The organism is Nocardiopsis kunsanensis DSM 44524 (assembly GCF_000340965.1).
Taxonomy (GTDB): Bacteria; Actinomycetota; Actinomycetes; order Streptosporangiales; family Streptosporangiaceae; genus Nocardiopsis; species Nocardiopsis kunsanensis.
Genome location: NZ_ANAY01000007.1, coordinates 185,254 through 207,919, shown reverse-complemented (window position 1 = coordinate 207,919; position 22,666 = coordinate 185,254). Strand labels below are relative to the sequence as shown.

The following is a 22,666-nucleotide window of genomic DNA, read 5'->3' as shown; positions in this document are numbered from 1 at the left end:
TCGGTGGAGACCGAGCGCGGAACGGGAAGATCTAGTGTGGGTCCACTGCCTCCATCCCCCGGACCGACCCGACCACGAACCGAAGGGTGGACCGACCCTCCATGGGCACGCCCGACCCCGACGAGAACGCACCGACCCGGCACATCGATCCGGCCACTCCGCCCACGACCCGTAACGCGGCCACACGCTGGGTCACGCGTGTGTTCCGCCCAGGCGCCGAGGGCGGCGGTGACGAGGAGGCCACCACGGTCGTGCCCCCGGACGGCGGGGACGACCGCACCGACGTTCTCGCCCCGGGGGCCGACCGCACCAGTGTCCTGCCCGGGACCGGGGCGGCCGACCGGACCGCGCAGGCGCCCCCGCGGCGTCCCTCGCCCACGGGCGGCGGTGGCGGGCGCCGGTGGTGGCAGAAACTCCTGGGCCCCTTCCTGACGTGGCTCTCCCACCTGGTCTCGCGTGTGGTCGTGGGACCCGCCGGCGACCTCGACTACGCCGTCCCCACCGACCTGCGCAAGCGGTACCAGATCCTCAACCGGATCGGCGCCGGCGGCGAGGCCGTCGTCTACCTGGCCGAACCCGTCGACGAACCCGGGCGCCGGCTCGCACTCAAGGTCTACCGGCCCGGCCACGACATCAACCGGGAGTTGCTGGACCGTCTGCGTGCCCGCGGGACCTCGTCCCCGCACACCCCGGCGGTCCAGGGGTACGGCAGTGCCGCCAGTTCCTGGGGTGAGGACCTGGCCTGGGAGGCCCAGGAGTACTTCGAACGGGGATCGCTGCGCGAGGTCATCGACCGGGCTCCCCTGGACGACGAACAGGCCCGCGCGGTGGTCTCCGCCGTCGCCGAGTGCCTGCACCACTGGCAGCACGAGCTGCAGCACAACCACACCGACGTCAAACCCGAGAACCTGCTCGTACGGTCGGCGGACCCGCCGGTCCTGGCCCTGACCGACTTCGGCGGGGCCGTGCGCGCCACCATGAGCCGTGTCTACGGCGGGGTGGCCGTCACCGAGGACTACGCGGCGCCGGAGGTGATCGAGGGGCGCCGGGAGGCCCCGGCCGCATGGTGGTCCCTGGGGATCATGGTGCACGAACTCGTGGCCGGGCGCCGCCCCGAGCGGGGCGGGAACTGGTTGACCGCACGCAACACCGAGGTCGACATCTCCGCGATCGCCGACGAACGGTGGCGTCTTCTTGCACGCGGTCTGCTCGCACCGGCCCCGGCAGCGCGGTGGGGACACGAGGAGGTGGCCGCGTGGCTGGCGGGGGAAGAGCCGAGTATCCGCACGGTGCGGCGCCAACGACCCCTCTCCTTCGCCGGGACCGACCACGAGGACCCGCCGAGCCTGGCCTTCGACCTGCTGGACCGTTCCGAGACCGGTGCGATGTGGCTGCGGACCCACTGGCAGGAACTGCGCACGTGGCTGGACCGCGAGGTCAACGACTACACCTTCGACCGTGCGTACCTGACAGGCTTGGACGAGCACCCCGAACGTGCGTACCTGGCGATCAGCGCGCTGGCAGCGCGGTACGTGCCCGGGATGCCGCCGCGGTTCCGGGGCCACGAGATCAGCGCCGACGGTCTGCTGGCCCTGGCCTCCGGCGATGCGAGCCGGCACGCGGTGGTGCGTGAGGTGGTCGAGAGCGGGGCGGTGGGCCTGGGGGCGCAGCACTGGTGCCCGCACCCGGAGTGCCGTTCCGGTGGATCGGGGCGGTGTGCACTGCTGGAACGGGTCCAGCACCAGGTCCCGCTCATCATGCGGAGGGTGCACGCGACCGTGGACTCGGCCGCCGACGGGAGCGCCGACGCGCCGCGGCGCCCCGAGCAGCACGAGATCGACACGGCCTGGGCACGGGCGGTGGAGCTGGTGCTCGACCCGGAGACGGCCTCCCAGCACCGGTCGCTGCTGCGGCGCCAGTCCTGGCACCCTTCGCAGCGCAGCACCGCGCCGCACGCACCGTGGTGGGTGGAGCAGCGGCGCCTGGCCCTGCGGGATTCCGGGGACACCGTCACCACGCGGGCGGCCGTGGTCGGCTCGCTGTTGCTGTTGCCCGAGGCCGTCCGGGTCGGTGCACAGGTACAGGAACGCGAGCGCGCCGACGGGCGTGCCCGCCGTCAGGACCGGTGGGCAGCGCTGGCGGGATCGGTGCGTGAGCGTTGGTCGGGGGCGAAGGCGAGCTTGGCGGAGGCGCAGCAGCGCCGCGCGGAGGCCTCCACCGCTCCCGAGCGGAACGTCGGTCCGGCTGCCGACCCGGCCCGTCCTCAGGAGCCCGTGACCGGTAAGGAACGCCGGAGGTTGGCCCGGGAGGAGCGGCGCCGGCGGAAGTCCGACCGGCAGGTCGAGCGCACCATGCACCAGATCGAACGGGCGCAGTCGGCCGGCAGGTGCCGCCGTTTCGCGACCCCTGCCGCGTTGCTGGGGCTGGTGGACGGCCTGGGCCGGGCGTTGCGGCCGGAGGGCGGTTTCTTCCCCGAGAGCGCCCCGGTCCTGGATGCGTACACGGGGTTGTTGGATCTGAGCAACAGCGCGCTGCTCACCTGGCTCTCGCAGATCACAGGAGCGGTCACCGGGCTGCTGCCCGCAGGGACCGGTACGGCCTGGTGGCTGCCGGTGGTGCTGTCGCTGGCGCTGTTCTGGATGGTGCGGGTGGCCGGGAAGTACACGGCCAAGGCCCGGCGCCGGTTGGCGGCGTTCCGGATGGCGGCCGTGGGATCGGTACTCATGGTGCTCGTGTTGTTGTCGTCGGGCCTGGTGGCGCTCGGGTCGGGTGTGCTCATTCCGTTGGACGCACTGCTCGGTTGAGGTCCGCGTCCCGGGAACCATGCCGCGCGTAAGACGTCCGTGACGGGCTCTCTTTCCACGGCACAGGCCGGTTCGGGCTATGATCACCCGGTTCGGCAAGACGCCGGACCAACCGATCCGGGAAGGCAGCCACGTGTCCGAGGTCCTCGAGCTCCGAAGCGGCGATCACTACGCCACGGTCGACACCACCGGTGCGGCCCTGCGGTCTCTGACGTGGGCCGGCCGGGACCTGGTGTGGCCCTACAGCGCTCGTCCGAGCGCGTTCCAGGGCCAGGTCCTGGCTCCGTGGCCCAATCGGGTGCGCGAGGCCCGGTACCGCTTCGGCGGGGTCGAGCACCGGTTGGCGGCCACCGAAGCGGCGACCGGGGCTGCGATGCACGGGCTGGTCCACGACCTGGTGTGGGAACCGCTCGCGGTGGTCGAGCACGAGGTCCGGCTCGGGGTGGATGTTCCGGGCAGCGACGGGTACCCGTTCCCCCTGCGGATGGAGATCGGCTACCGGCTGGACGCGGGCGGGCTCACCGTCACCACGGACGCCACCAACACCGGCAGGGACACCGCGCCTTTCGGTCTGGGTTTCCACCCCTACCTGACGCTCGGCGCGCCCCTGCGGGACCTGGCCGCACGGGGTGAGGCGCATCTGTCGGTCCCGGCCGACCGGCACCAACCGGTCGACGACCGCCTGCTGCCGGTCGGGGACCCGGTGCCGGTCGACGGTGGAGCGCTCGACCTGCGGCCGCCCGGTCGGGAGCTGGGCGGCACCGTTCTCGACACCGCCTTCACCGGCCTGGAACGGGACGGACGAGGGCGTGCGTGGGTGTGGCTCGCGGGGCCCGAACACCGTGTCGGCCTGTGGAGCGACCGGAGCTTCGGATGGGTGCAGCTGTTCAGCTCGAACTCGCTGGAAGGTGCCGACCACCGCGCGCACCTGGCCGTGGAGCCCATGACGTGCCCGCCGGACGCGTTCAACAGCGGTACCGATCTGATCAGGCTCGCCCCGGGTGCCTCCACCCGCCACACGTTCGGCATCACCGCCACGGGTCCCGGCGCCCGGGACTGACCCGGCGGCTCCGGCGGTCGGGACACGCTCCGCCGCCGGGCCGCTCAGGTCCCTTCGAGGAGGCCGGTGAGACGCTCGAGGTCCTCCGGGGTGTCGATGTCGTCGGGCCGGGACACGTCCTGGCACTCCACCGGGGTGACCAGGTGGGAGTAGGTCCGCAGGAACGGCCGTGCCCCGACGTCGTCGACGGCGAGGGCGTAGACGGTCGACCAGTGCTCGCGCCCCAGCAGTACGGGGTTGCGTTGGTTCCCGTGGTAGGTGGCCACGGCGGCACGGGCACCCGTCCCCCGGGTCCCCAGGAGACGGCGCACTGCGTGGGAGGTGATCAGCGGCTGGTCGGCCAGGGCGATGACGACGGCGTCGACGGTCCCGGGGAGGGCGTCCAGGCCGGCACGCACCGAGGAGCCCATCCCGGTGTTCCACTCGGGGTTGCGCACGGTGGTCACCCCCTCGACCTCGGTCTCGGCGGCGCCCATCACCACCATGACGGGGTCGCACCCGCCCTCGTGCAGGGTCCGCACGCCGCGGTCGACGAGACGCTCACCCCCGAACTCCACCAGTGCCTTGGGCCGGCCCAACCGGCTGCCCGAGCCGGCAGCCAGGAGCAGTCCGGCCACCTGTCCAGCCCCGTCGGGCTGTCCGCCGTGCGCGTACCCAGTACCCATGGGCCGATCATGCCACGCGGGTGCGGAGTTCATGGGGCGGCTTGGACAGAGTCGTCCGGGGCATTTGCCGCGTGCTCGTTCTGTACCACTCTCACCAGCACGGACCTCACCGGACCGTTTTCGGTTCGTCCTGGACCTCGACCGAATCGGACCGCAACAGGCCCGTGGGCTCGCTGTCGCGGTGGATGGGCCCCTCGGTCTCCCGCAGCGCCCGCCCGCTGCCGCCCCACCGGGTCTGGATGAGCTCCGCTGCGATGGACACAGCGGTCTCCTCCGGGGTCCGTGCCCCCAGGTCCAGGCCGATCGGCGAGTGCAGGCGCTCCAGCGCCCTCTCCCCCACGCCCGCCTCGCGCAGACGCTCCAGCCGGTCCTCGTGCGTGCGCCGCGACCCCATGGCCCCGATGTAGCCGGCCCGCGTGCCCAACACCGCCTTGAGTACGGGAACGTCGAACTTGGGGTCGTGGGTGAGCACGCACACGGCCGTACGTTCGTCGATGTGTTCGGCGATCTCCTCCACGTACACGTGCGGCCACTTCACGACGACCTCCTCGGCCGTGGGGAAACGCCGCGCGGTCGCGAAGACCGGGCGCGCGTCGCACACGGTGACGCGGTACCCGAGATAGGAGCCCAGGTCCGCGACCGCCGCCGCGAAATCGATCGCTCCGAAGACCAGCATGCGGGGCGCGGGGGCGAAGGAGGCCACGAAGACCTCCAGCTCGTCGCCGCGCCGCTGCCCGTCGGCCCCGTAGTGCAGCACCCCGGTGCTGCCCTGGGCGAGCATGCCGCGCGCGTCGTCGTCGAGCGCGTCGGTCAGGCGTCCCCCGTCCGACCCCAGGGCACCCTCGGCGTGGCCGGGCCAGACCACACGCCTGAGCCCCACACGGTCGGCCCCGGAGGGGTCGGCGACGACCGTGGCCACCGCGACGGGCTGGTGTTCTTCCATCGCTCCCAGGACCGAACCGAGCTGGGGGAAGGAGGCCCGGTCCACGGGCTCGATGAACATGTGCAGCGTCCCGCCGCAGGTCAGACCGACACTGAAGGCGTCCTCGTCACTGACCCCGTAGGTGCGGCGTACGGGGTTCCCCGTACGGATGACCTCGAGAGCCTCCTCGTAGACGGCACCCTCCACACATCCGCCGGAGACACTTCCGGTCACCTCACCGGAGGCGCTCACCAACATGGATGCGCCCGGTCCTCTCGGCGCGCTCTTGGACGTGTCGATGACCGTGGCCAGAGCGAACGTCTCCCCCGAGGTGTAGAGCTCGGACAGGGTCGTACGGACATCGCGCACGAGGCACCTCATTCCACATCAGGTCAAGTGGTCCCTGGCACCAATTTATGTGGCCCGGACAACACGGGGGAGCCCCCGTTCCCTCAAGAACGGACGGCTCCCCGTGCGTGATGTTCGTCGATGTCTACGAAAGGTCGGGTTCGTCGGCTTCTCCGCGGCGCAGCATCACACGGAAGCCCTCCACGGCCTGTCGCGCGCTCTCGCCGTCGGTGCTCTGGATGCCCATGACCGGCAGGCTGGTGCCGTCGGAGAGGTCCACGCACGGCCAGGGCTCGCCCTCGGGCATCTGGATGTCGAGGATCTCCTGCCAGGAGAGCACATGGGTGCGGATGCCGTTGACGACCAGGACCCGGTCCTCCTCGACCGTCAGGCGGGGCCGGCCCAGCAGGTGCAGCCCGCCCGCGACGAGGAGTCCCAGCCCGACCAGCATCACCCGGTCCAGGGTGCGCCAGTCCATAGGCAGGATCACCGCCATGACGGCGAAGGTGACCACGATCAACAGCCCGAGCCCGTAGGCGACCATCCGCACCGCGCGCGGGCGCCACGTGTGCGGCACCTCGGGCGTGCTCACTGCCTCGTCCACCGGTTCTTCCTTCGGCCGCACCGACTGCTCCACTTCTCCCGTTCGCCCCGGCCCCTCGTATCGGGGCTCAGCGGCGCAGACCGCGCAGGGACACGGCGGTCTCCAGCGCTGCCACGGCCGCCTCCGCGCCCTTGTCCTCCACACTGCCGGGAAGGCCGGCGCGGTCCCGCGCTTGTTCAAGCGTGTCACAGGTGAGGACACCGTTACCCACGGGGGTGGATTCGCGCAGGGCCACCTCGGTGAGGCCGTGCGTGACCGACCGGCACACGTAGTCGAAGTGCGGTGTGCCGCCCCGGATGACCGCCCCCAGGGCGATGACGGCGTCGTGCTTGCGGGCCAGCTCCTGTGCGACCACGGGCATCTCGACGGCCCCGGCGACGTGCACCACGACCGGTTCGGCCGCGCCGGCGTTCTTCACCACGCTCAGTGCGTTGGCCAGCATGGGTTCGACGACCGGGGCGTTCCACTTGGTGGCCACGATCCCGACGGACAGGCCGGAGGCGTCGATGTCGTTGTGCTCTGGGCGTCCTTCGCCGCTCATGGATCTCTCCTGTTGTTACGAGTGGGAACTACCGTGCGACACCGGTCAGGTCGTGACCCATGCGGTCGCGCTTGGTGCGGAGGTAGGCGACGTTGTCGTCGGTGATGAAGGTGGGCATGGGAACACGCTCGTGCACAGCGACCCCGTGCTGTTCCAGTGCCTCGGACTTGTCGGGGTTGTTGGTGAGCAGGCGGACCGATGAGATCCCCAGATCCTGGAGGATCTCGGCGCCGGCCCCGAACTCGCGGGCGTCGGCGGGCAGGCCGAGTCGCAGGTTCGCGTCGACGGTGTCTGCCCCGGCGTCCTGGAGGCTGTAGGCGCGCAGTTTGTGCAGCAGGCCGATACCGCGGCCCTCGTGCCCGCCGAGGTAGACGACGGCACCACGCCCCTGGGCTGCGATCTCGGCCATGGCTGCCTCGAGCTGGGCGCCGCAGTCACAGCGGTGGGAGCCGAAGGCGTCCCCGGTCAGGCACTCCGAGTGCAGACGGACGGTGATGCCGGTGCCCTCGCCGATCTCCCCCATGACCAGGGCCACGTGCTCGGCGCCGTCGGCCGTTCCGGTGTAGCCCACCGCGCGCCACTCGCCGTGCTGGTTGGGCATGCGGGTCTCGACGGTGCGGGTGACCAGGGGCGGGCGGGCCTGCTCCTCGGTGATCCGCTCACCCAGGGCCTCGCGATGGGCTGCGAGCTGTTCCACGGAGACGAGGGTGAGTCCGTGCTCGTCGGCGAACTCGCGCAGGCGCGGCAGGCGGGCCATGGTTCCGTCGTCGTTGACGACCTCGGCGAGCACGCCGGCAGGGCGCAGCCCGGCCAGACGGGCGAAGTCGACGGAGGCCTCGGTGTGGCCGCGGCGGGCCAGGACACCGCCCGGGCGGGCGCGCAGCGGCAGGATGTGTCCGGGGCGCACGAAGTCGACGGGGTCGCTGCCGGCGTCGGCCAGCAGGTTGATGGTGTGCGCGCGATCGGCAGCGGAGATCCCGGTGGTCACGTTCTCCCGCGCGTCGACGGTGACCGTGTAGGCGGTGCGCAGGCTCTCCTCGTTGCGGGCCGTCATCAGCGGCAGCGCGAGACGGTCCAGGTCCGCACCCTCCATGGGCACGCAGACCACACCCGAGGTGTACCGGATCATGAACGCGAGCAGCTCGGGGGTGGCCAGCTCGGCGGAGAAGATGATGTCGCCCTCGTTCTCCCGGCCCTCGTCGTCGACCACCACGATGGCCCGTCCGGCGGCGAAGTCTGCGACGGCGTCCTCGATACGGTCGAGGACGGTGTTCGGCTCGGAGTCGTCGGCGGCCGGGGTGGTGTCGGTGACGGTCATGCCCGCTCCCTGAAGGTCCGTGGTCTGTGAATGGTGGGGACGGGTGGCGGCCACAGGTGGTCCGCCCCCGGGGTTGAACTGTGGGTCAGGCGCTCGCGCGGGCTGTGGTCACGGCGGTGATGCGCTCGACGTACTTGGCGACGACATCGACCTCGAGGTTGACCACGCTGCCGGTCCCGGCCGCGCCCAGGACGGTGGCCTCCAGAGTCGCGGGGATCAGGCTGACCTCGAAGAACTCCTCGTCGGCGCCGGGAGCGCTGACGGCGGAGACGGTGAGGCTGGTGCCGTCCACCGACACCGAACCCTTCTCGACCACGTACGGGGAGAGCTGCGGCGGCAGACCGAAGCGGAGGACGTCCCACTTCTCACCGGGTTCCCGGCTCAGCAGGCGGGAGGTGCCGTCGACGTGGCCCTGGACGATGTGCCCGCCCAGCCGGCTGTCGGCGCGGGTGGCGCGTTCGAGGTTGACCCGGGATCCGGGGGCGAGGGAACCGAGGGAGGAACGCTCCAGGGACTCCTTCATGACGTCGGCGGTGAAGGTGTCCTCGTCGAGGCCGACGACGGTCAGGCAGACGCCGTTGACCGAGATGGAGTCGCCGTGGGAGGCGTCGGAGGAAGCCAGGGGGCCGCGCACCGTGAGGAGGGCGGCCTCACCCGTGGAGCCGGCGGGCTCGATGGAGAGGACCTCGCCGATTTCTTCGATGATTCCGGTGAACACGTCCGGCATCCCTTCACCTCGACGGGCTCCGGGGACGAACGTGGAAGGACTCTTCCACCACAGGACGGACGTGTGCACCGGGGCGCCGGAGGACCGGCGGATGCCACACCCGCCCACGCGCGCTGCCTCCCATCCGGACTCTCACCGTCGGTACCGGAATTCCACCGGTTCAACCGGCCGATGGCCTCGGCCGGGTCGCGGACTGTCACCGCCGGTTCGGACTTGCACCGACCCCGGAGCACGCGTAAACGACTTGTGTCTTCGTCCCGGATCATATCCCCTGCGGATCGGGGCGTACAGCCGAGGTGCCCGACATCACACGCGGCGGTCGCGTCCGGGACCGTCCTCGGTGGTGTCGGAGGTGGCCTCCTCCGGGGCCTCGCCGCCGCCGGGGTCGGACACCTCGCCCTCGGCCGGCGGAGCGGAAGCGGTACCGGGGCCCTCCGCCTCGCCCGGGTCCGTTTCCGGTGCGGTGTCGGGGTGTGGGGCCAGTCCCCCGTTCAGGAACATGCGCGGGGCTGCGTAGGTCGCCCAGAAAGCGATGGCGGCGTAGAGCAGATAGGTGGGAACCGCTTCGGCCAGGCCGGAGAGCTCACGCAGGAGGATGTCGGCGACGATCTGCACGGTCAACACCACCGAGATCCCCAGGACGAACCGGGCCGCACGCTGGGCGAGGGTTCCGCGCGCGCTGTACCAGCCCTTCCCGGCCAGCAGGGTCAACCCGACCAGGCCGCCGAAGAGCGCTCCCGAGACCAGGAAGAGAGCGGTGAGGCTGTCGCCGGCCGGGTCCTGGGGCAGGCGCCCGACGACATCGGTCTCGGGGGCGTTCCAGGGGCCGCGCACCACCAGGACCCAGAGGGCCGCGGCCGCGCACGGCACGAGGGAGACGGCCAGCGCGTAGGCCGCCGCGGTCCGGATGCCCAGCGCACGCCACCAGCGCAGCACCGGGAGTTCCCATCGCTGGAAGGCCCAGAGGATCGCCACTCCCAGGAGCACGCCGACGACGACGTCACTGAAGAAGTGCAGCCCCAGGTAGATACGGGAGAAGCAGATGAGCGCGATGAGCCCCACCGCGCCCCAGAACCAGGCGCGGCGGCCCGAGACGATCCCGAGGTAGCCGTACAGGACCGTGGAGCCCTGTGCGTGGCCCGAGGGCATCCCGAACGTGGGTTCACTGGCGTGGCCGACGACCAGTCCCGAGTGCCAGTACGGGCGTGACCCGTACAGGAGTGCCTTGAGCAGCGCGTTGACCACACCCGAGGCGATGACCAGCACGAACAGGCGCGCGCCGGTGCGGGCGTGCACGCTCCAGAAGACCAGGGCCAGCACCGCGACCACCACGGTGTGCGACCCCAGTTCGGTGACGGGCGACAGCAGGTAGGACAGCCACTCACCCGGTTTCTGCAGCCACTGGATGGCGTCGGCCTCGGCGCCCCACACCGCGTCCATGGCGAGGGGGCCGGTCGTCCAAGCGTTCACACCGCACTCCACGGGTCCGCGCCTGGTTACGCGCTCACGCCGCGCCGCTCCCCCGGGCGCCGAGGCGCAGGGGAAGACGGAGCCGCGACCAAGCGAAATTCAACGACTACCGGGCGGTAGCCTAAGGGGCGCGGCGCCTGTGTGACCAGTCGCACAGGACAGCCGCACCGGGATCGTTATCCACGCCCGCTCGCCGAGGCCGCCTGCGCGCGCAGGGAATCGACCGCCCCGGCCGGGTCCTGGGCACCGTAGACCGCTGACCCGGCCACGAACACGTCGGCGCCGGCCTCAGCAGCACGTTCGATGGTCTCGCTGCTGACCCCGCCGTCGACCTGCAGCCACACCGAGGCCTCACGGCTGTCGAGGATCTCGCGGGCACGGCGGATCTTGGGCAGCACCACGTCGAGGAACTTCTGTCCGCCGAACCCGGGCTCGACCGTCATGAGCAGGAGCATGTCCATCTCACCGACGAGGTCGGCATAGGGCTCCACGGGCTCGGCGGGGTTGAGCGCCAGGCCGGCCCGGGCACCCTGATTGCGGATCTCGCGCAGGGTGCGCACCGGGGCGTCGGCGGCCTTGGCGTGGACGGTGACGCTGCCCGCGCCCGCCTCGGCGTACCCCGGGGCCCACGTGTCGGGGTCCTCGATCATCAGGTGGCAGTCCAGGGGTGTGTCCGCCGCCCTGGCCAGGGACTCCACGATCGGGAGGCCGAGCGTGAGGTTGGGGACGAAGTGGTTGTCCATCACGTCCACGTGCAGCCAGTCCGCGTTCGGAGAGACCGCCGCCGCCTCGTCGGCCAGGTGGGTGAAATCGGCGCTGAGAATGCTGGGAGAGATCTGAATTGCCACGTCAGCGAGTGTAGCGAGGACACGGTCCGCAGGGCCCGCTCGGGTGTGGCCGCCTCCCGTCGCGGGCAGAGCCCCATGATCGGACCCGCCCGGCCGTTCGTCGGGCCCCACGCTGAGGAGGGCGACGTTGCTCGACCGGGACGAACTACAGGACTTCCTCGACGCCTACGGGCGCGAACTGGTCTCGGGCGACCTCGACCGGGTCGCGGCGCGTTACACCTATCCGGTGTGTGTGGTCGGGGAGGAAGCCACCCTCGCCCTGTCCGCCCCGGGCGAGTTGAAAGCGACGCTGGGCAGGACGGCCCGGCGCTATCAGGAACGGGGCGTGACCGATCTGGCGTTGGAGCTGCGCGGCGTGGAGGAACTCACCGACCACCTGGTGTGGGTGGACGTACGGCGGGCCGCCCGCGCCTCCGACGGCAAGGAGATCCTCGTCGAGGGACGACGTTACCTGCTGCGGGTGGCAGACAGCTCGTGCATGATCTGCGTGGTCGTTCCCACCGGCCCCGCCTGAGCCCTTCCGGCCGGAGGCGCGCGGGGTCCGGCTCACTGCTCCTTGCGCCGCAGCAGCGCCAGGAACATGGCGTCGGTGCCGTGCACGTGCGGCCAGAACTGGGCGTACATGCCGTCCGGACCGGCGGCCAGGTCGGGTACTTCGTCCAGGAAGTCGGCGGCGCGCAACAGCGTGAGGTCGCCGCGCTCCGACAGCACGCCCCGCACGACCGCGTCGGTCTCGTCCACGTGCGGCGAGCACGTCACGTAGGCGGCCACCCCGCCGGGACGGACGGCCTCGACGGCGTTGACGAGCAGATCGTGCTGGAGCGGCGCCAGCTCCTCCGCGCTCTGCGGGGTACGGCGCCAACGCGACTCCGGACGGCGGCGCAGCGCTCCCAGGCCCGTGCAGGGCGCATCGACCAGGACCCTGTCGAAGACGCCCGGACGCCACGGGGGTGCCGTACCGTCCGCGGCCACCACACGGCCGGCGTCACGCGGGGCACGGTGCACAGCGGTGGCGACCAGTCCGGCACGCGCGGGCTGGAGCTCGGCGGCCAGCAGGTGGGCCCCACGGCGCCCGGCCAGGGACGCGAGCAGCCCGGCCTTGCCGCCGGGGCCCGCGCACATGTCGAGCCAGCGGTCGTCCTGCCCGTGGGGGTCCACCCGGGACAACGCCAGGGCCACCAGCTGGCTGGCCTCGTCCTGGACGGCGGCCCGGTTCTGGCGCACCTCGCGGAGCGCGGCCGGGTCGCCTTCGTCGAGGTGGGCGGCGAAGGGCGAGTACCTGCCCTCCTTCGCGCCCGAAGCGGTCAGGTCGGCGACGGTGGAGCGGCCAGGTTTGGCCACCAGGGTCACGCGGGGGCGTTCGTTGTGCGCGCGCAACAGCTGCTCGGTCCCGGGCAGGCCGCCGCCGGAGCGCTCGCCCAGGGCCCGGGCGAGCTCCTTGACGATCCAGCGCGGATGGCTGTGCACCACCGACAGGTGTCCGCTGGGGTCGCGCTCGCGCTCGGGGGCCACGATCTCGGTCCACTCCTGCAGGTTCCGCGCGCTGACCCTGCGCAGGACGGCGTTGACGAAACGGGACCGGTGGTGGCCCACCACCTTGCGCGCCAGGTTGACGGTGGCGCTGACGGCTGCGTGCGGCGGGACCTTCGTGGACAGCAGCTGGTGGGCGCCCAACCGCAGCAGGGGCAGCACCTCGGTGTCCACCGAGGCCAGTGTGCGGTCCACACAGGCCTCCAACACGGCGTCGTAGGTGCCCTGCAGACGCAGGGTGCCGTAGGTGAGCTCGGTGGCGAGGGCGGCGTCGCGTCCGCTCATGCCGCGCTCGTTGAGCAGCGCCGGAAGCAGCAGGTTGGCATAGGCGTCACGCTGGTCGACGGCTCGCAGCACGTCGTAGGCGACCCTGCGCGCGGGGTCACGGGGCTGGGGCGGCCCGGAGCCGTTCTGCGCGCCACCCTTCGCGGGTTTCTTCCCCTTGCGGGGGCGGCGGTTCTGGGAACGGTGCTGCTCGCTCAACGTGGGGTCTGCCTCAACGATTCCGGGGACGTGTCGCGCGGCCGGACGCCGCCGGTTCCGAGCCTACGGCAGCTCAGCTGCCCAGGCGGTCGCCTTCGGTGGGACGCACACCACGTGCCCAGTCGACCGCGTCCATGGCCTTCTTGCCCTGGGGCTGGACCCGTCCGAGTTCGACGGGATGGGTGCTGGTGCCGACGAGTACCCGCTTCTTCTCCACGTGCAGCTCGCCGGGCTCGAGAGCAGGGGTGTCGGCGTCGGTGATGGGCCGCACGGGACCGACCTTGAGGCGGGCCCCGCGGAAGGGGGTCCAGGCGCCGGGGGCTGGGGTGCAGGCACGCACCAGCCGGTCCACACGCCGGGCCGGGGCGGTGAAGTCGAGTTCGGCGTCCAGGGGGGTGAGTTTGGCGGCGTAGGAGACGTCGGCCTCGGGTTGGGGCACCGCTTCGAGGGCACCGGCCTCGATGCCGTCGAGGGTGCGCACGAGGAGGTCGGCGCCGGAGACCGAGAGGCGTTCCAGGAGGTCGCCGCTGGTGTCGGTGGGACGGACGGTCTCGGCGAGGGTGCCGAAGACCGGGCCCGCGTCCAGCTCCTCGACGATCCGGAACGTCGAGGCGCCCGTGACGTCGTCGCCGTGCAGCAGGGCGTGCTGCACGGGGGCGGCACCGCGCCAGGACGGGAGCAGCGAGAAGTGGAGGTTGACCCACCCGTGCCGGGGGATGTCGAGCGCGGGCCGGGGCAGGAGAGCACCGTAGGCCACGACGGGGCAGCAGTCCGGCGCGATCTCGGCCATGCGGGCCAGGAACTCGGGATCACGGGCCTTGGCCGGTTTGAGGACCTCGATGCCCTCGGCCTCGGCGACCTCGGCGACGGGGTTGACCGAGGCCTTGCGTCCGCGGCCGGAGCGGGCGTCGGGCCGGGTGACGACGGCGGCCACCTCGTGGTCGGAGGCCAGGAGCGCCCGGAGTGAGGGCACCGCGACCTCGGGTGTTCCGGCAAAGACGAGCTTCATGTGTGTGGTGTCCCCTCCACCCGTGTCCTGGTCTGTCGGTGTCCCAGTTCTACCCTGTCTCGTCCGGGCGTGCTCCGGCATGCACGCCGGAGGCGGACGGACCTGGGCCCTTCCGCAGCGGAGCGGGTGTTTCTCACCCCCGCACGTGGAGCACGGCACACCGGCCCGATCCCCTGTCCAGGGGCGGAAGCCCTCCCTGCGGCGGTGGTACGTTGAGTGCTGTCCGTGAGGGTCACTCGGACTCACGCGCGGGTGGGGCCCGCGCCGGCCCGTGGAGACCTCGTGGTCACCCGGCCCGGGAAGCAGCCACGACCGCGAGGTGCGGCGCCCGCCCGGCCGGAGGGGCCGGACCCGGATCCCGGTTCCGGCCACGGGAGGAACTCGAGGACCGGAGGGGACATGGCAACGCACCCCGATCCGCCCGCCGAGGCCCTCTTCGACCTCCCCGGACCCGCCAGGACCCCGGCGGCGGGGTCGAAGGCGCGTACGGCCGGGCGGCCCAAGGCCAAACGTCCTGCCGATCGCCTCCCGGTCGCACGGGTGGTCGTTGACACCCCGCTCCCCCACCTGGACCGGCCCTTCGACTACCGGGTGCCCGCGAGCATGGACGAGAAGGCCGTGCCCGGATGCCGTGTGCGCGTCTACTTCAACAACCGCAAACTGGACGGGTTCCTGGTGGAACGGGTGGAGCAGTCGGAGTTCTCCGGTCGGCTGCTCTACATCGACTCGGTGGTCTCCCCGGAGCCGGTGCTGACCCCGCAGATCCTGGACCTGGCGCGTGCGGTGGCCGAACGCTACGCGGGCACGCTCAACGACGTGCTGCGGTTGGCCGTCCCCCCGCGGCACGGCCGTGTGGAGAAGGAGGCCGCGACGGCCGAGGGAGGCTCCGCGGGGGATTCGGACACGGCGGACCCGCAGGACACGGGGATACCGGGAACCACGGAGGCGCCACCGGTCGTCCCGGGCCCGTGGGCGAACTACCCCGAGGGGCCCTCGTTCCTCCGGGCGCTGCGCGAGGGCCGCCCCGCCCGCGCGGTGTGGAACGCTCTGCCCGGACCGGACTGGGCACACGCCGTCGCCGTGGCTGTCGGCGCCACCGCGGCGGCCGGGCGCGGCGCCGTCGTGGCCGTACCCGACGGGCGCGACGTGGCCGCCGTCGATGCCGCGCTCGCCGAGGTGCTGGGTGAGGGGCAGCACGTGGCGCTGACCGCTGATCTGGGCCCGGCCGAGCGCTACCGGCGCTGGTTGAAGGTGTTGCGCGGCCAGGTGTGCGTGGTCGTGGGTACACGCGGGGCGGTCTTCGCGCCCGTGTCCGACCTGGGCCTGGTCGTGCTGTGGGACGACGGCGACGACGTGCACGCCGACCAGCACGCCCCCTACCCGCACGCCCGCACGGTGTTGGCGATGCGCGCCCACCGGGAGGGTGCGGGCGCGCTCATAGGCGGACGCACGCGTACCACGGACGCGCAGTTGCTGGTGGAGGCCGGGTGGGCGCACCCGTTGGTGGCCGACCGCGGCACGCTCCGTCGGTACGCGCCCGTCGTCAAGGCGGCCGGGGACGACCGGGAGCTGGCCCGTGACGAGGCGGCCCGGTCGGCGCGGATGCCGAGCCTGGCGCTGCGCACGGCCCGGGAGGCGGCCCTGACCGGCCCCGTCCTGTTCCAGGTGCCGCGCCGGGGTTACCTCAACACCTTGGCCTGTGCGAACTGCCGGGAACCGGCCCGGTGCGAGCAGTGCCACGGCCCGCTGGCGGTACGGGGTTCGCACGCGATGCCCTCGTGCGGATGGTGCGGCCGGGTGTCGGGCGGCTGGGCCTGCCCGGGGTGTTCGGGCACACGCATGCGCGCGGTGGTCGTGGGTGCGCGCCGCACGGCCGAGGAACTGGGCCGTGCCTTCCCCTCCTTGACGGTGCGCACCTCCGGGCGCGACGAGGTGCTCACGCGTGTCCCGGACCGGCCCTGCATCGTGGTGGCCACGCCGGGCGCCGAGCCGGTGGCCGGGCAGGGGTATGCGGCCGCGGTCCTGTTGGACGGGTGGGCGCTGCTGAACCGTATGGACCTGCGCGCGTCGGAGGAGGCGCTGCGGCGGTGGTTCAACGCCGCCTCCCTGGTGCGTCCCGGGGGCACTGTCGTGGTCTCTGCGGAGGCGGGGTTGCCGGTCGTGCAGTCGTTGGTGCGCTGGGACCCGGGCGGACACGCGGAGCGGGAGCTGGCCGAGCGGCAGGAGCTGGGGTTCCCGCCCGCGGTGTCGATGGCCTCGGTCACCGGCGCTCCGGAGCACGTGCGTGAGCTGCTCGACCAGGTGGAGCTGCCCCCGGAGGCCGACCTGCTGGGTCCGGTCCCGGTGGATCGTCCCGGGCCGGAGCGCCCGGGTGAGGACCGGGCTCCGGAGCGTGCCCTGCTGCGGGTGCCGCGCAACCGGATCGGTGCCCTCACGCACGCGCTGAAGGTCGCTGCTGCGGCGCGCAGCGCCCGTGGGGACGAGTACCTGGCCCAGGTCCGGGTGGACCCGCTCCACGTGATCTGACCGGCCCGTGGCGCGGGCCCCGTGCCCGCACAGTGCACGCCGCCCGGCGCCGTGTGCGGGGATCAGTCACGTGCGCGGTAGAGGTCGCGCAGGAGCGAGACCTCCGCGCCGTGGTGGATCAGTTCGCGCTGCAGGTGGAGTACGAGCACCACCAGCGGCAGGTCCTCCCACTGTGTGGACTCGGACCCGCCCACGGGGGCGGCGAAGTCCTCCTCGCCCAGCTCCTGCATGTACTCGCCCCAGGTGTGGAACGCCATGCGCAGGCGCTGTTTGGCCTCGTCGGCGCTGCTGGGCCAGTCCACGGTATCGCGGCTGAGGGTGCGGTCGCCGAAGTACCAGTTGATACGGGTCTCGAGCACGTCCACGACGATGTGTCCCAGGCGCCAGGCGATGGTGGTGACGGGGGGCGGGTCGGGCTCGGGGACCTCGTTGTCCGGCGCGTGCCGGCCGTCGGGCAGGCGGCGCACGGTCCAGGCTCCGGGCGCGGGTTCCCAGTAGAACTCGGCGTCGGTGAGTCCCCCCAACCGGGGCCACAGCGAGAAGTCCCAGTAGAACGCGCCCTGCGCCAGGATCTCGGCGGGCCAGTTCACTGCCGGTGTCGTCATGCCCCTACTCCCCCGGGGATGTTCGTCAGTTCCTGTGGGTGCGCCCGAGGCCACCCAGCACTCCGGTGCCCTCCATGGCCACGTCCTCGTCCGGGTAGGGCCACCATCGCAGATCGGCCAGGCCGGGTTCGAGGGGGACGAAGGGGTCGAAGACCTGCTCGGCCGCCCGTTCGGGTGCGTCCACGGCCAGGGCCAGGTATCCGCCGCCGTGCATGAGGGAGTGCAGTCGGGTCAGGCCGGGGGGCGGGGTGTGCGCGTTGAAGGGGCGGGTCATGAGAACAGCGACGGGCTCGTCGAAGTCGACGAGCCCGCAGGTGGTGAGCCGGCGCAGAGGGGTCTCGGCGTTCTCGGCTCCGCCGGAGAGGACGGGGGTGTCGGGTGAGGAGAGCATTCCGACGGTGCCGTGGGGGGCGACGTGTACGACGCTGTTGTCGGGGTGGGCCCGGCGTATGCGCTCGGCGGTTCCGGGGACCGGGCTGCCCCAGTCGATGAACTGGCGCACCCCGCGGTCGGTGCTGAGGTAGTCGACGACCCGGTCGAGGAAGGCCTGGTGGGCACGGGCGTCGCGGGCGGGCGGCTGCGCGGGCGCGGTGTTCTGGCGGCGTCCGCCCAGATGGACGACGTGTCCACGTGAGGGTGGGACCCGGGAGGATGGCCCTTGGCCGTCGAGCACGGTTCCGGGCTCCACCTGGTGCCGTCGCGCGTACGTCATCTCGTCCCCCAGCCGGTTCGCTCGCGGGAGGCAGGTTCGAGTCCGCGGGGCCGGCGGCCCCGACGGCACCGCGCCATGCCATCAGGGCCCGATGCTACAGGTTGCCCACGTGATTCCCAGCACACCGGACAACGAAATGTTACCTTTTGAGCTCTTTGTAGTGACCTGCGGTGTATGGATTCCCAGGATCGGGATCAGGGACCTTCCGGGCCGAGGACCCACCCGGCTCAACGGCCCCTGCCCGCGACGGCCGGCGGACCCAACGCTTGGCATGCTCCACCGCCGCTGCGCCATCCTGAAACCTTGCCTGCCCTCACGTCGCGGACGTTCGTCCCCGGCCGCCCTCCAGATGCGAGACTCCAGTGCGACGGAGTTGTCGTGGGCCCGCGAACGAGAGTTGACTGCTCCCCTCCTTGGCGGGAGGGCCCTCCCACCGAGGGAACTGCGGGGATTCACGTCTCGGTCCGCCTACTCGCCCTGCGGAAGATCAGGTCGTACACCCTCGACACCGTCCGGGTCCAGACCGGCCCGGACCAGCATCACGCGTGCGGAGTTCCTGTCCCGAGGGCAGACCGCTCCGCACGCGGTGCAGGTGTAGGTGCGTTCGGACAGCGGCAAGCGGTGCTTGGCTCTCGCCCCGCAGTATCCGCAACCCATGGTGGTGCACGCGGGACGCACCGGGTACACGGTGCGCTGTTGTCTGCGGCCCATCCCGATCAGTGCCGTCCTGGTCGCGGCCAGGGCGGCGTCGGCGGCCTGGCGGGCCATGGTGGACTTGGCCAGGAACTTGGGGTTGAAGCCCTCCACGGCCGAGGAATCATGGTCACGCACGACCTTCTTCGCCCGCTTACGTGCGGCGTCCTGGCGCTGACGAGCCACCTTCCTGTGCACCTTGGCCACCTGCCGCTCGGCCTTCTTGCAGCCGTTCGAGGCAGGCTTTTTCTCGGCGGGTCTGCGGCGGGCCACCATCCGCTGACAGCGCGTCAGCTTCTGTGCGGCCCTCTTGCCGTGCTCGTTGTGGACCAGGCCGTACTCGGGGCTGGTGGCGGTCGCGATGTCCGTGACCCCCCGATCCACACCGATCACCCTCCCCGTGGCGGCAAGGGGGCGGGGCGGGGACAGCAAACGAGGCGTACCAGTGGCCCGGTGCATCGCTGTTGGGACCGGAGGGCGCGCTCAGCGGTAGTGGACAGGCGCAGCCGGTAGGTGTACCGGGCATACCTGGAACCTTCATTCATCCCTACCACTGTCATGGTGTCATTTTAACACTAGCGAGGGCTTGTGTTGACGTTACTCTGGAGTCATGGATGAAGAGAAACGTGTCACGGTCCGCATCCCTGCCGACCTCCACGCCCGGGTTGCTGCCCAGGCCAAGGCGGACCGACGCTCGCTCAATTCCGAAATCTTGTACCTGCTGGAAGCCGGCCTCGCCAGGACTGATGCCGCCGCTGATCGGTCGGCTTGATTTGTCCCGCTTCGCAGGAGGCCGGGTCCCTCCCCGGCCTGAAGACCGGTGAGGGACCCGGGAGATCAGGTGAACATGTTGTACGGCGACGACCGTGTCCAGCAGCTCTTCCACAACCCCCGTGTGGTCCTGGTGTCGGGATACGCCCGGCTCCCCGACCCGGTTGCGAGCCATTCCCAGTACCAGCGTCTCGGCGTCATCCTCGCGGTGGACACGGCCGACGGGCGGATCACGGCCGCCGACACCACGCTCCTGACCGACCGGGCCAAGGACTTCTTCCGGGCCCTGGCCGAGGGCGCATCGGTCACCGAGGACATCACCGAACTCGTCCGGCGCGTGCAGTCCCGCTACGCGGGCCAGTCGGGTGCCGCGCTCACCACCGCTCTGCGCCGTTGCCTGGAGACCTACTCCCAGATCAAGAGCGAGCACCAGCTCCCCGACGGCAGCACCTGAGCGCCGCCGGGCCTTTCGAGGACCATCCCGCGCACCGAAGGAAGGAACGTATGCGCGCTCGCACCCGCCCCGGCCGCCCCACCCCGGGGGTGGCCCGATGAACCCGAGCGACCCCGACGCACGCCCGGCCCCACTGCCCCTGGAAGGGGTACGGATCGCCGACCTGTCCCGTGTCCTGGCCGGCCCCTACGCGACGATGCTGCTGGCCGACATGGGCGCCGAGGTCGTCAAGGTCGAACAGCCCGGACGCGGCGACGACACCCGTTCCTGGGGACCGCCCCACGCCGGCGGCGACGAGGAGACCCCGGGGGAGGCCGCCTACTTCCTGTCGGTCAACCGCAACAAGCGCAGCCTGGCCGTGGACCTGAAGGACCCCGACGGTCTCGCGGCCGTCCAGGAACTCTGCTCGCGCTCGGACGTGGTCATCCAGAACTTCCGCCCGGGTGTGGCCGAACGGCTGGGCCTGGGACACGAGAAGGTCTCCGCCGCCAACCCCGCGGTCGTGTACTGCTCGGTGAGCGGGTTCGGTCCCGAGCACGAGCCCGGGACCCGCCCCGGCTTCGACATCGTGGTGCAGGCCGAGAGCGGTCTGATGGCCACCACCGGACCGCAGGAGGGCCCGGCCAGCAAGGTCGGGGTGGCCCTGACCGACGTCCTCACCGGGCTCAACGCGGCCGTGGGGATCCTGGGCGCCCTCATGCGTGCCCGGGTCACCGGGCAGGGGGAGAACATCAGCGCCTCCCTCATCAACTCGACCCTGTCGGGTCTGGTCAACCTCACCCAGCAGGCCCTGGTCACCGGGGAGGAACCGCGCCGGGTCGGCAACGCGCACACCACGATCGTTCCGTACCAGACCTTCCCCACCGCCGATTCCGAGATCGTGGTGGCCGCCGGCAACGACTCCCTCTACCAACGCCTGTGCACGGCTCTGGACCGCCCCGACCTGGGCGAGGACCCCCGCTATGCCACCAACCCCGGACGTGTGGCCCACCGCGAGGAACTCGTCGTCGACCTGTCGGCGACCCTGGCTTCCCGGCCCGCCGACCACTGGATGGAGGTCCTGGTGGATGCAGGGGTGCCGGTGGGGCGTGTGCGCGGGGTCCTGGACGCTCTACGCACCGGCCAGGCCCGGGGCGACGACCTGCTCCGGACCGTCGAGCACCCCACGGCGGGGCTCTTGGAACAGGTCCGGGCGGGTTTCCGCCTGGAGGGCTCCCCTCCCCCGCTGACCGCACCACCGCTGCTGGGACAGCACTCCCGTACTGTGCTCACCGAACTGGGACTGACCGAGGAACAGGTCGCAGCCATGGTCGAGCGCGGCGCCGTCCACCAACCCGACCTGCCCGGCCTGGCCGGACTCCACGAAGGGACACCGCACGATGAGCGACAACCGTAAGCCTGCCGCCCCGGACCCGCACGACTTCCTCGACGTGGACGGTGGTCTGGAGGAGACCGAGCGCGACGTGCGCGACGCCGTCCGCGACTTCGCCCGCAAGGAACTCACCCCGCACGTGGCCGACTGGTTCGAGGCCGGGACCCTGCCCGACCCCCGCGGCCTGGCCAAGGCCTTCGGTGACCTGGGGGTGCTGGGCATGCACCTGGAGGGATACGGGTGCGGCGGTTCCAGCGCGGTGGCCTACGGTCTGGCCTGCCGTGAACTGGAGGCCGTGGACTCCGGTCTGCGCAGTTTCGTCTCGGTACAGGGTTCGCTGGCCATGACCGCGATCCACAAGTACGGCTCCGAGGAGCAGAAGAACACCTGGCTGCCGCGGATGGCCGCCGGCGACGCGATCGGCTGTTTCGGCCTCACCGAGCCCGATTCCGGTTCCGACCCGGGGTCGATGCGCACACGTGCGCGCAAGGAGGGTTCGGACTGGGTGCTCAACGGCACCAAGATGTGGATCACCAACGGCTCCGTGGCCGATGTGGCCGTGGTCTGGGCCACCACCGAGGACGGGGTGCGCGGGTTCGTGGTGCCCACCGGCACCCCCGGGTTCAGCGCCAACGTCATCCACAGGAAGCTGTCGCTGCGGGCCTCCATCACCTCCGAACTGGCACTGGAGGAGGTCCGTCTGCCCGCCGGGGCGCTCCTGCCCGAATCGCGCGGTCTGGGCTCACCGCTGTCCTGCCTGAACGAGGCCCGTTACGGGATCGTGTGGGGCGCGGCAGGGGCCGCACGTGCCTGCTACGAGGCGGCCCTGGACTACGCCTCGAACCGTGAGCAGTTCGGCAAGCCGCTGGCGGGGTTCCAGCTGAGCCAGCGCAAGTTCGCCGACATGGTCGTGGACGTCAACCACGCCGCCATGACCTCCCTGCACCTGGGCCGCCTCAAGGACCAGGGGCGCGCACACCACAACCACGTGAGCTTCGGCAAGTTCGCGAACGTGGCCGCCGCCCAGCGGGTGGCGAGCACCGCACGCGGCCTGCACGGAGCCAACGGCATCACCCTGGAGTACCCCGTGATGCGGCACATGGTGAACTTGGAGACGGTGGCCACCTACGAGGGCACCGAGGACGTCCACGCGCTGAGCCTGGGCCAGGCCGTGACAGGGATCTCCGCCTTCCGTTGACGCGGG

Annotated in this window: 21 protein-coding genes and 1 riboswitch; of the genes, 8 read left to right on the top strand and 13 right to left on the bottom strand. The window is 71.7% G+C overall.

The features are described 5' to 3' along the window. Positions 1 to 101 precede the first annotated feature (101 nt). Both D456_RS0106840 and D456_RS0106835 read left to right on the top strand, forming a co-directional pair. On the top strand, positions 102 to 2,804 hold the full coding sequence (locus D456_RS0106840; RefSeq protein ID WP_026115640.1) for a protein kinase domain-containing protein: 2,703 nt from the start codon (positions 102 to 104) through the stop codon (positions 2,802 to 2,804). Positions 2,805 to 2,883: 79 nt separating this feature from the next. Next, positions 2,884 to 3,864, top strand: a complete 981-nt coding sequence (locus D456_RS0106835) for an aldose 1-epimerase family protein (protein ID WP_017575422.1) — start codon at positions 2,884 to 2,886, stop codon at positions 3,862 to 3,864. 44 nt (positions 3,865 to 3,908) lie between these two features. Here D456_RS0106835 and D456_RS0106830 read toward each other — a convergent pair whose 3' ends face one another. The 8 genes from D456_RS0106830 to rpe form a co-directional block, all read right to left on the bottom strand. Next, positions 3,909 to 4,481: a nucleotidyltransferase family protein gene (locus tag D456_RS0106830; protein WP_017575421.1), complete on the bottom strand. Its 573-nt coding sequence runs from the start codon at positions 4,479 to 4,481 to the stop codon at positions 3,909 to 3,911. A gap of 154 nt (positions 4,482 to 4,635) precedes the next feature. After that, on the bottom strand, positions 4,636 to 5,820 hold the full coding sequence (locus D456_RS0106825) for an XdhC family protein (protein ID WP_017575420.1): 1,185 nt from the start codon (positions 5,818 to 5,820) through the stop codon (positions 4,636 to 4,638). Positions 5,821 to 5,944: 124 nt separating this feature from the next. Next, the gene (locus D456_RS0106820; protein ID WP_017575419.1) at positions 5,945 to 6,403 is read right to left on the bottom strand and encodes a PH domain-containing protein; all 459 of its coding nucleotides are present in this window, start codon (positions 6,401 to 6,403) and stop codon (positions 5,945 to 5,947) included. 67 nt (positions 6,404 to 6,470) lie between these two features. Beyond that, complete coding sequence (ribH, locus tag D456_RS0106815) at positions 6,471 to 6,944, bottom strand: 6,7-dimethyl-8-ribityllumazine synthase (RefSeq protein WP_017575418.1); 474 nt, start codon at positions 6,942 to 6,944, stop codon at positions 6,471 to 6,473. Between the two features lie 28 nt (positions 6,945 to 6,972). Next, complete coding sequence (locus D456_RS0106810) at positions 6,973 to 8,262, bottom strand: bifunctional 3,4-dihydroxy-2-butanone-4-phosphate synthase/GTP cyclohydrolase II (protein ID WP_017575417.1); 1,290 nt, start codon at positions 8,260 to 8,262, stop codon at positions 6,973 to 6,975. 85 nt (positions 8,263 to 8,347) lie between these two features. After that, on the bottom strand, positions 8,348 to 8,980 hold the full coding sequence (locus tag D456_RS0106805; RefSeq protein WP_026115639.1) for a riboflavin synthase: 633 nt from the start codon (positions 8,978 to 8,980) through the stop codon (positions 8,348 to 8,350). A 115-nt stretch (positions 8,981 to 9,095) separates the two neighbouring features. Further along, positions 9,096 to 9,226, bottom strand: a riboswitch (FMN riboswitch). Between the two features lie 69 nt (positions 9,227 to 9,295). Continuing rightward, entirely contained in the window at positions 9,296 to 10,459 is a 1,164-nt protein-coding gene (locus D456_RS0106800; RefSeq protein WP_017575415.1) for a phosphatase PAP2 family protein, read from the bottom strand. A 176-nt stretch (positions 10,460 to 10,635) separates the two neighbouring features. Beyond that, positions 10,636 to 11,307 carry a ribulose-phosphate 3-epimerase gene (gene rpe / locus D456_RS0106795; protein ID WP_017575414.1) on the bottom strand — a complete coding sequence of 224 codons (672 nt, stop codon included), beginning with the start codon at positions 11,305 to 11,307 and terminating at the stop codon, positions 10,636 to 10,638. A 127-nt stretch (positions 11,308 to 11,434) separates the two neighbouring features. Between rpe and D456_RS0106790 the strand changes: the two genes are divergently transcribed. After that, positions 11,435 to 11,821, top strand: coding sequence for a hypothetical protein (locus tag D456_RS0106790; protein WP_017575413.1), 387 nt, complete (start codon positions 11,435 to 11,437; stop codon positions 11,819 to 11,821). A 32-nt stretch (positions 11,822 to 11,853) separates the two neighbouring features. On the opposite strand, the gene D456_RS0106785 is transcribed toward D456_RS0106790, so the two are convergent. Further along, positions 11,854 to 13,320 carry an RsmB/NOP family class I SAM-dependent RNA methyltransferase gene (locus D456_RS0106785; RefSeq protein WP_017575412.1) on the bottom strand — a complete coding sequence of 489 codons (1,467 nt, stop codon included), beginning with the start codon at positions 13,318 to 13,320 and terminating at the stop codon, positions 11,854 to 11,856. 73 nt (positions 13,321 to 13,393) lie between these two features. Then, entirely contained in the window at positions 13,394 to 14,329 is a 936-nt protein-coding gene (fmt, locus tag D456_RS0106780) for a methionyl-tRNA formyltransferase (RefSeq protein ID WP_017575411.1), read from the bottom strand. A gap of 399 nt (positions 14,330 to 14,728) precedes the next feature. Between fmt and D456_RS0106775 the strand changes: the two genes are divergently transcribed. Then, complete coding sequence (locus D456_RS0106775) at positions 14,729 to 16,855, top strand: primosomal protein N' (RefSeq protein ID WP_017575410.1); 2,127 nt, start codon at positions 14,729 to 14,731, stop codon at positions 16,853 to 16,855. Positions 16,856 to 16,917: 62 nt separating this feature from the next. Here D456_RS0106775 and D456_RS0106770 read toward each other — a convergent pair whose 3' ends face one another. The 3 genes from D456_RS0106770 to D456_RS23765 form a co-directional block, all read right to left on the bottom strand. Further along, a complete protein-coding gene (locus D456_RS0106770; protein WP_017575409.1) occupies positions 16,918 to 17,460 on the bottom strand; it encodes a DinB family protein in 543 nt (180 codons plus the stop codon). Positions 17,461 to 17,485: 25 nt separating this feature from the next. Continuing rightward, positions 17,486 to 18,172 (bottom strand): SAM-dependent methyltransferase, encoded by a 687-nt coding sequence (locus D456_RS0106765; RefSeq protein WP_017575408.1) that lies wholly within the window; start codon positions 18,170 to 18,172, stop codon positions 17,486 to 17,488. 468 nt (positions 18,173 to 18,640) lie between these two features. Beyond that, entirely contained in the window at positions 18,641 to 19,249 is a 609-nt protein-coding gene (locus D456_RS23765; RefSeq protein WP_160166719.1) for an RNA-guided endonuclease TnpB family protein, read from the bottom strand. A gap of 226 nt (positions 19,250 to 19,475) precedes the next feature. Here D456_RS23765 and D456_RS25515 point away from each other — a divergent pair, with 226 nt between their 5' ends. The 4 genes from D456_RS25515 to D456_RS0106745 all read left to right on the top strand — a co-directional run bounded on the left by D456_RS25515 (position 19,476) and on the right by D456_RS0106745 (position 22,660). Next, positions 19,476 to 19,637 (top strand): Arc family DNA-binding protein, encoded by a 162-nt coding sequence (locus D456_RS25515; RefSeq protein ID WP_083904527.1) that lies wholly within the window; start codon positions 19,476 to 19,478, stop codon positions 19,635 to 19,637. Between the two features lie 78 nt (positions 19,638 to 19,715). Beyond that, positions 19,716 to 20,090 (top strand): DUF3870 domain-containing protein, encoded by a 375-nt coding sequence (locus D456_RS0106755; RefSeq protein WP_026115638.1) that lies wholly within the window; start codon positions 19,716 to 19,718, stop codon positions 20,088 to 20,090. Between the two features lie 97 nt (positions 20,091 to 20,187). Beyond that, a complete protein-coding gene (locus D456_RS0106750) occupies positions 20,188 to 21,486 on the top strand; it encodes a CaiB/BaiF CoA transferase family protein (protein ID WP_017575405.1) in 1,299 nt (432 codons plus the stop codon). Then, the gene (locus D456_RS0106745; RefSeq protein ID WP_017575404.1) at positions 21,470 to 22,660 is read left to right on the top strand and encodes an acyl-CoA dehydrogenase family protein; all 1,191 of its coding nucleotides are present in this window, start codon (positions 21,470 to 21,472) and stop codon (positions 22,658 to 22,660) included. The genes D456_RS0106750 and D456_RS0106745 overlap by 17 nt, the downstream gene beginning before the upstream one ends. Positions 22,661 to 22,666: the final 6 nt, after the last annotated feature.

Coding starts and splice junctions, on each gene's coding strand:
- D456_RS0106765 (WP_017575408.1), bottom strand. CDS start 18,172: ATGACGTACGCGCGACGGCACCAGGTGGAGCCCGGAACCGTGCTCGAC.
- D456_RS0106745 (WP_017575404.1), top strand. CDS start 21,470: ATGAGCGACAACCGTAAGCCTGCCGCCCCGGACCCGCACGACTTCCTC.
- D456_RS0106750 (WP_017575405.1), top strand. CDS start 20,188: ATGAACCCGAGCGACCCCGACGCACGCCCGGCCCCACTGCCCCTGGAA.
- D456_RS0106770 (WP_017575409.1), bottom strand. CDS start 17,460: ATGACGACACCGGCAGTGAACTGGCCCGCCGAGATCCTGGCGCAGGGC.
- D456_RS0106775 (WP_017575410.1), top strand. CDS start 14,729: ATGGCAACGCACCCCGATCCGCCCGCCGAGGCCCTCTTCGACCTCCCC.
- ribH (WP_017575418.1), bottom strand. CDS start 6,944: ATGAGCGGCGAAGGACGCCCAGAGCACAACGACATCGACGCCTCCGGC.
- fmt (WP_017575411.1), bottom strand. CDS start 14,329: ATGAAGCTCGTCTTTGCCGGAACACCCGAGGTCGCGGTGCCCTCACTC.
- D456_RS0106840 (WP_026115640.1), top strand. CDS start 102: ATGGGCACGCCCGACCCCGACGAGAACGCACCGACCCGGCACATCGAT.
- D456_RS25515 (WP_083904527.1), top strand. CDS start 19,476: ATGGATGAAGAGAAACGTGTCACGGTCCGCATCCCTGCCGACCTCCAC.
- D456_RS0106835 (WP_017575422.1), top strand. CDS start 2,884: ATGATCACCCGGTTCGGCAAGACGCCGGACCAACCGATCCGGGAAGGC.
- D456_RS0106810 (WP_017575417.1), bottom strand. CDS start 8,262: ATGACCGTCACCGACACCACCCCGGCCGCCGACGACTCCGAGCCGAAC.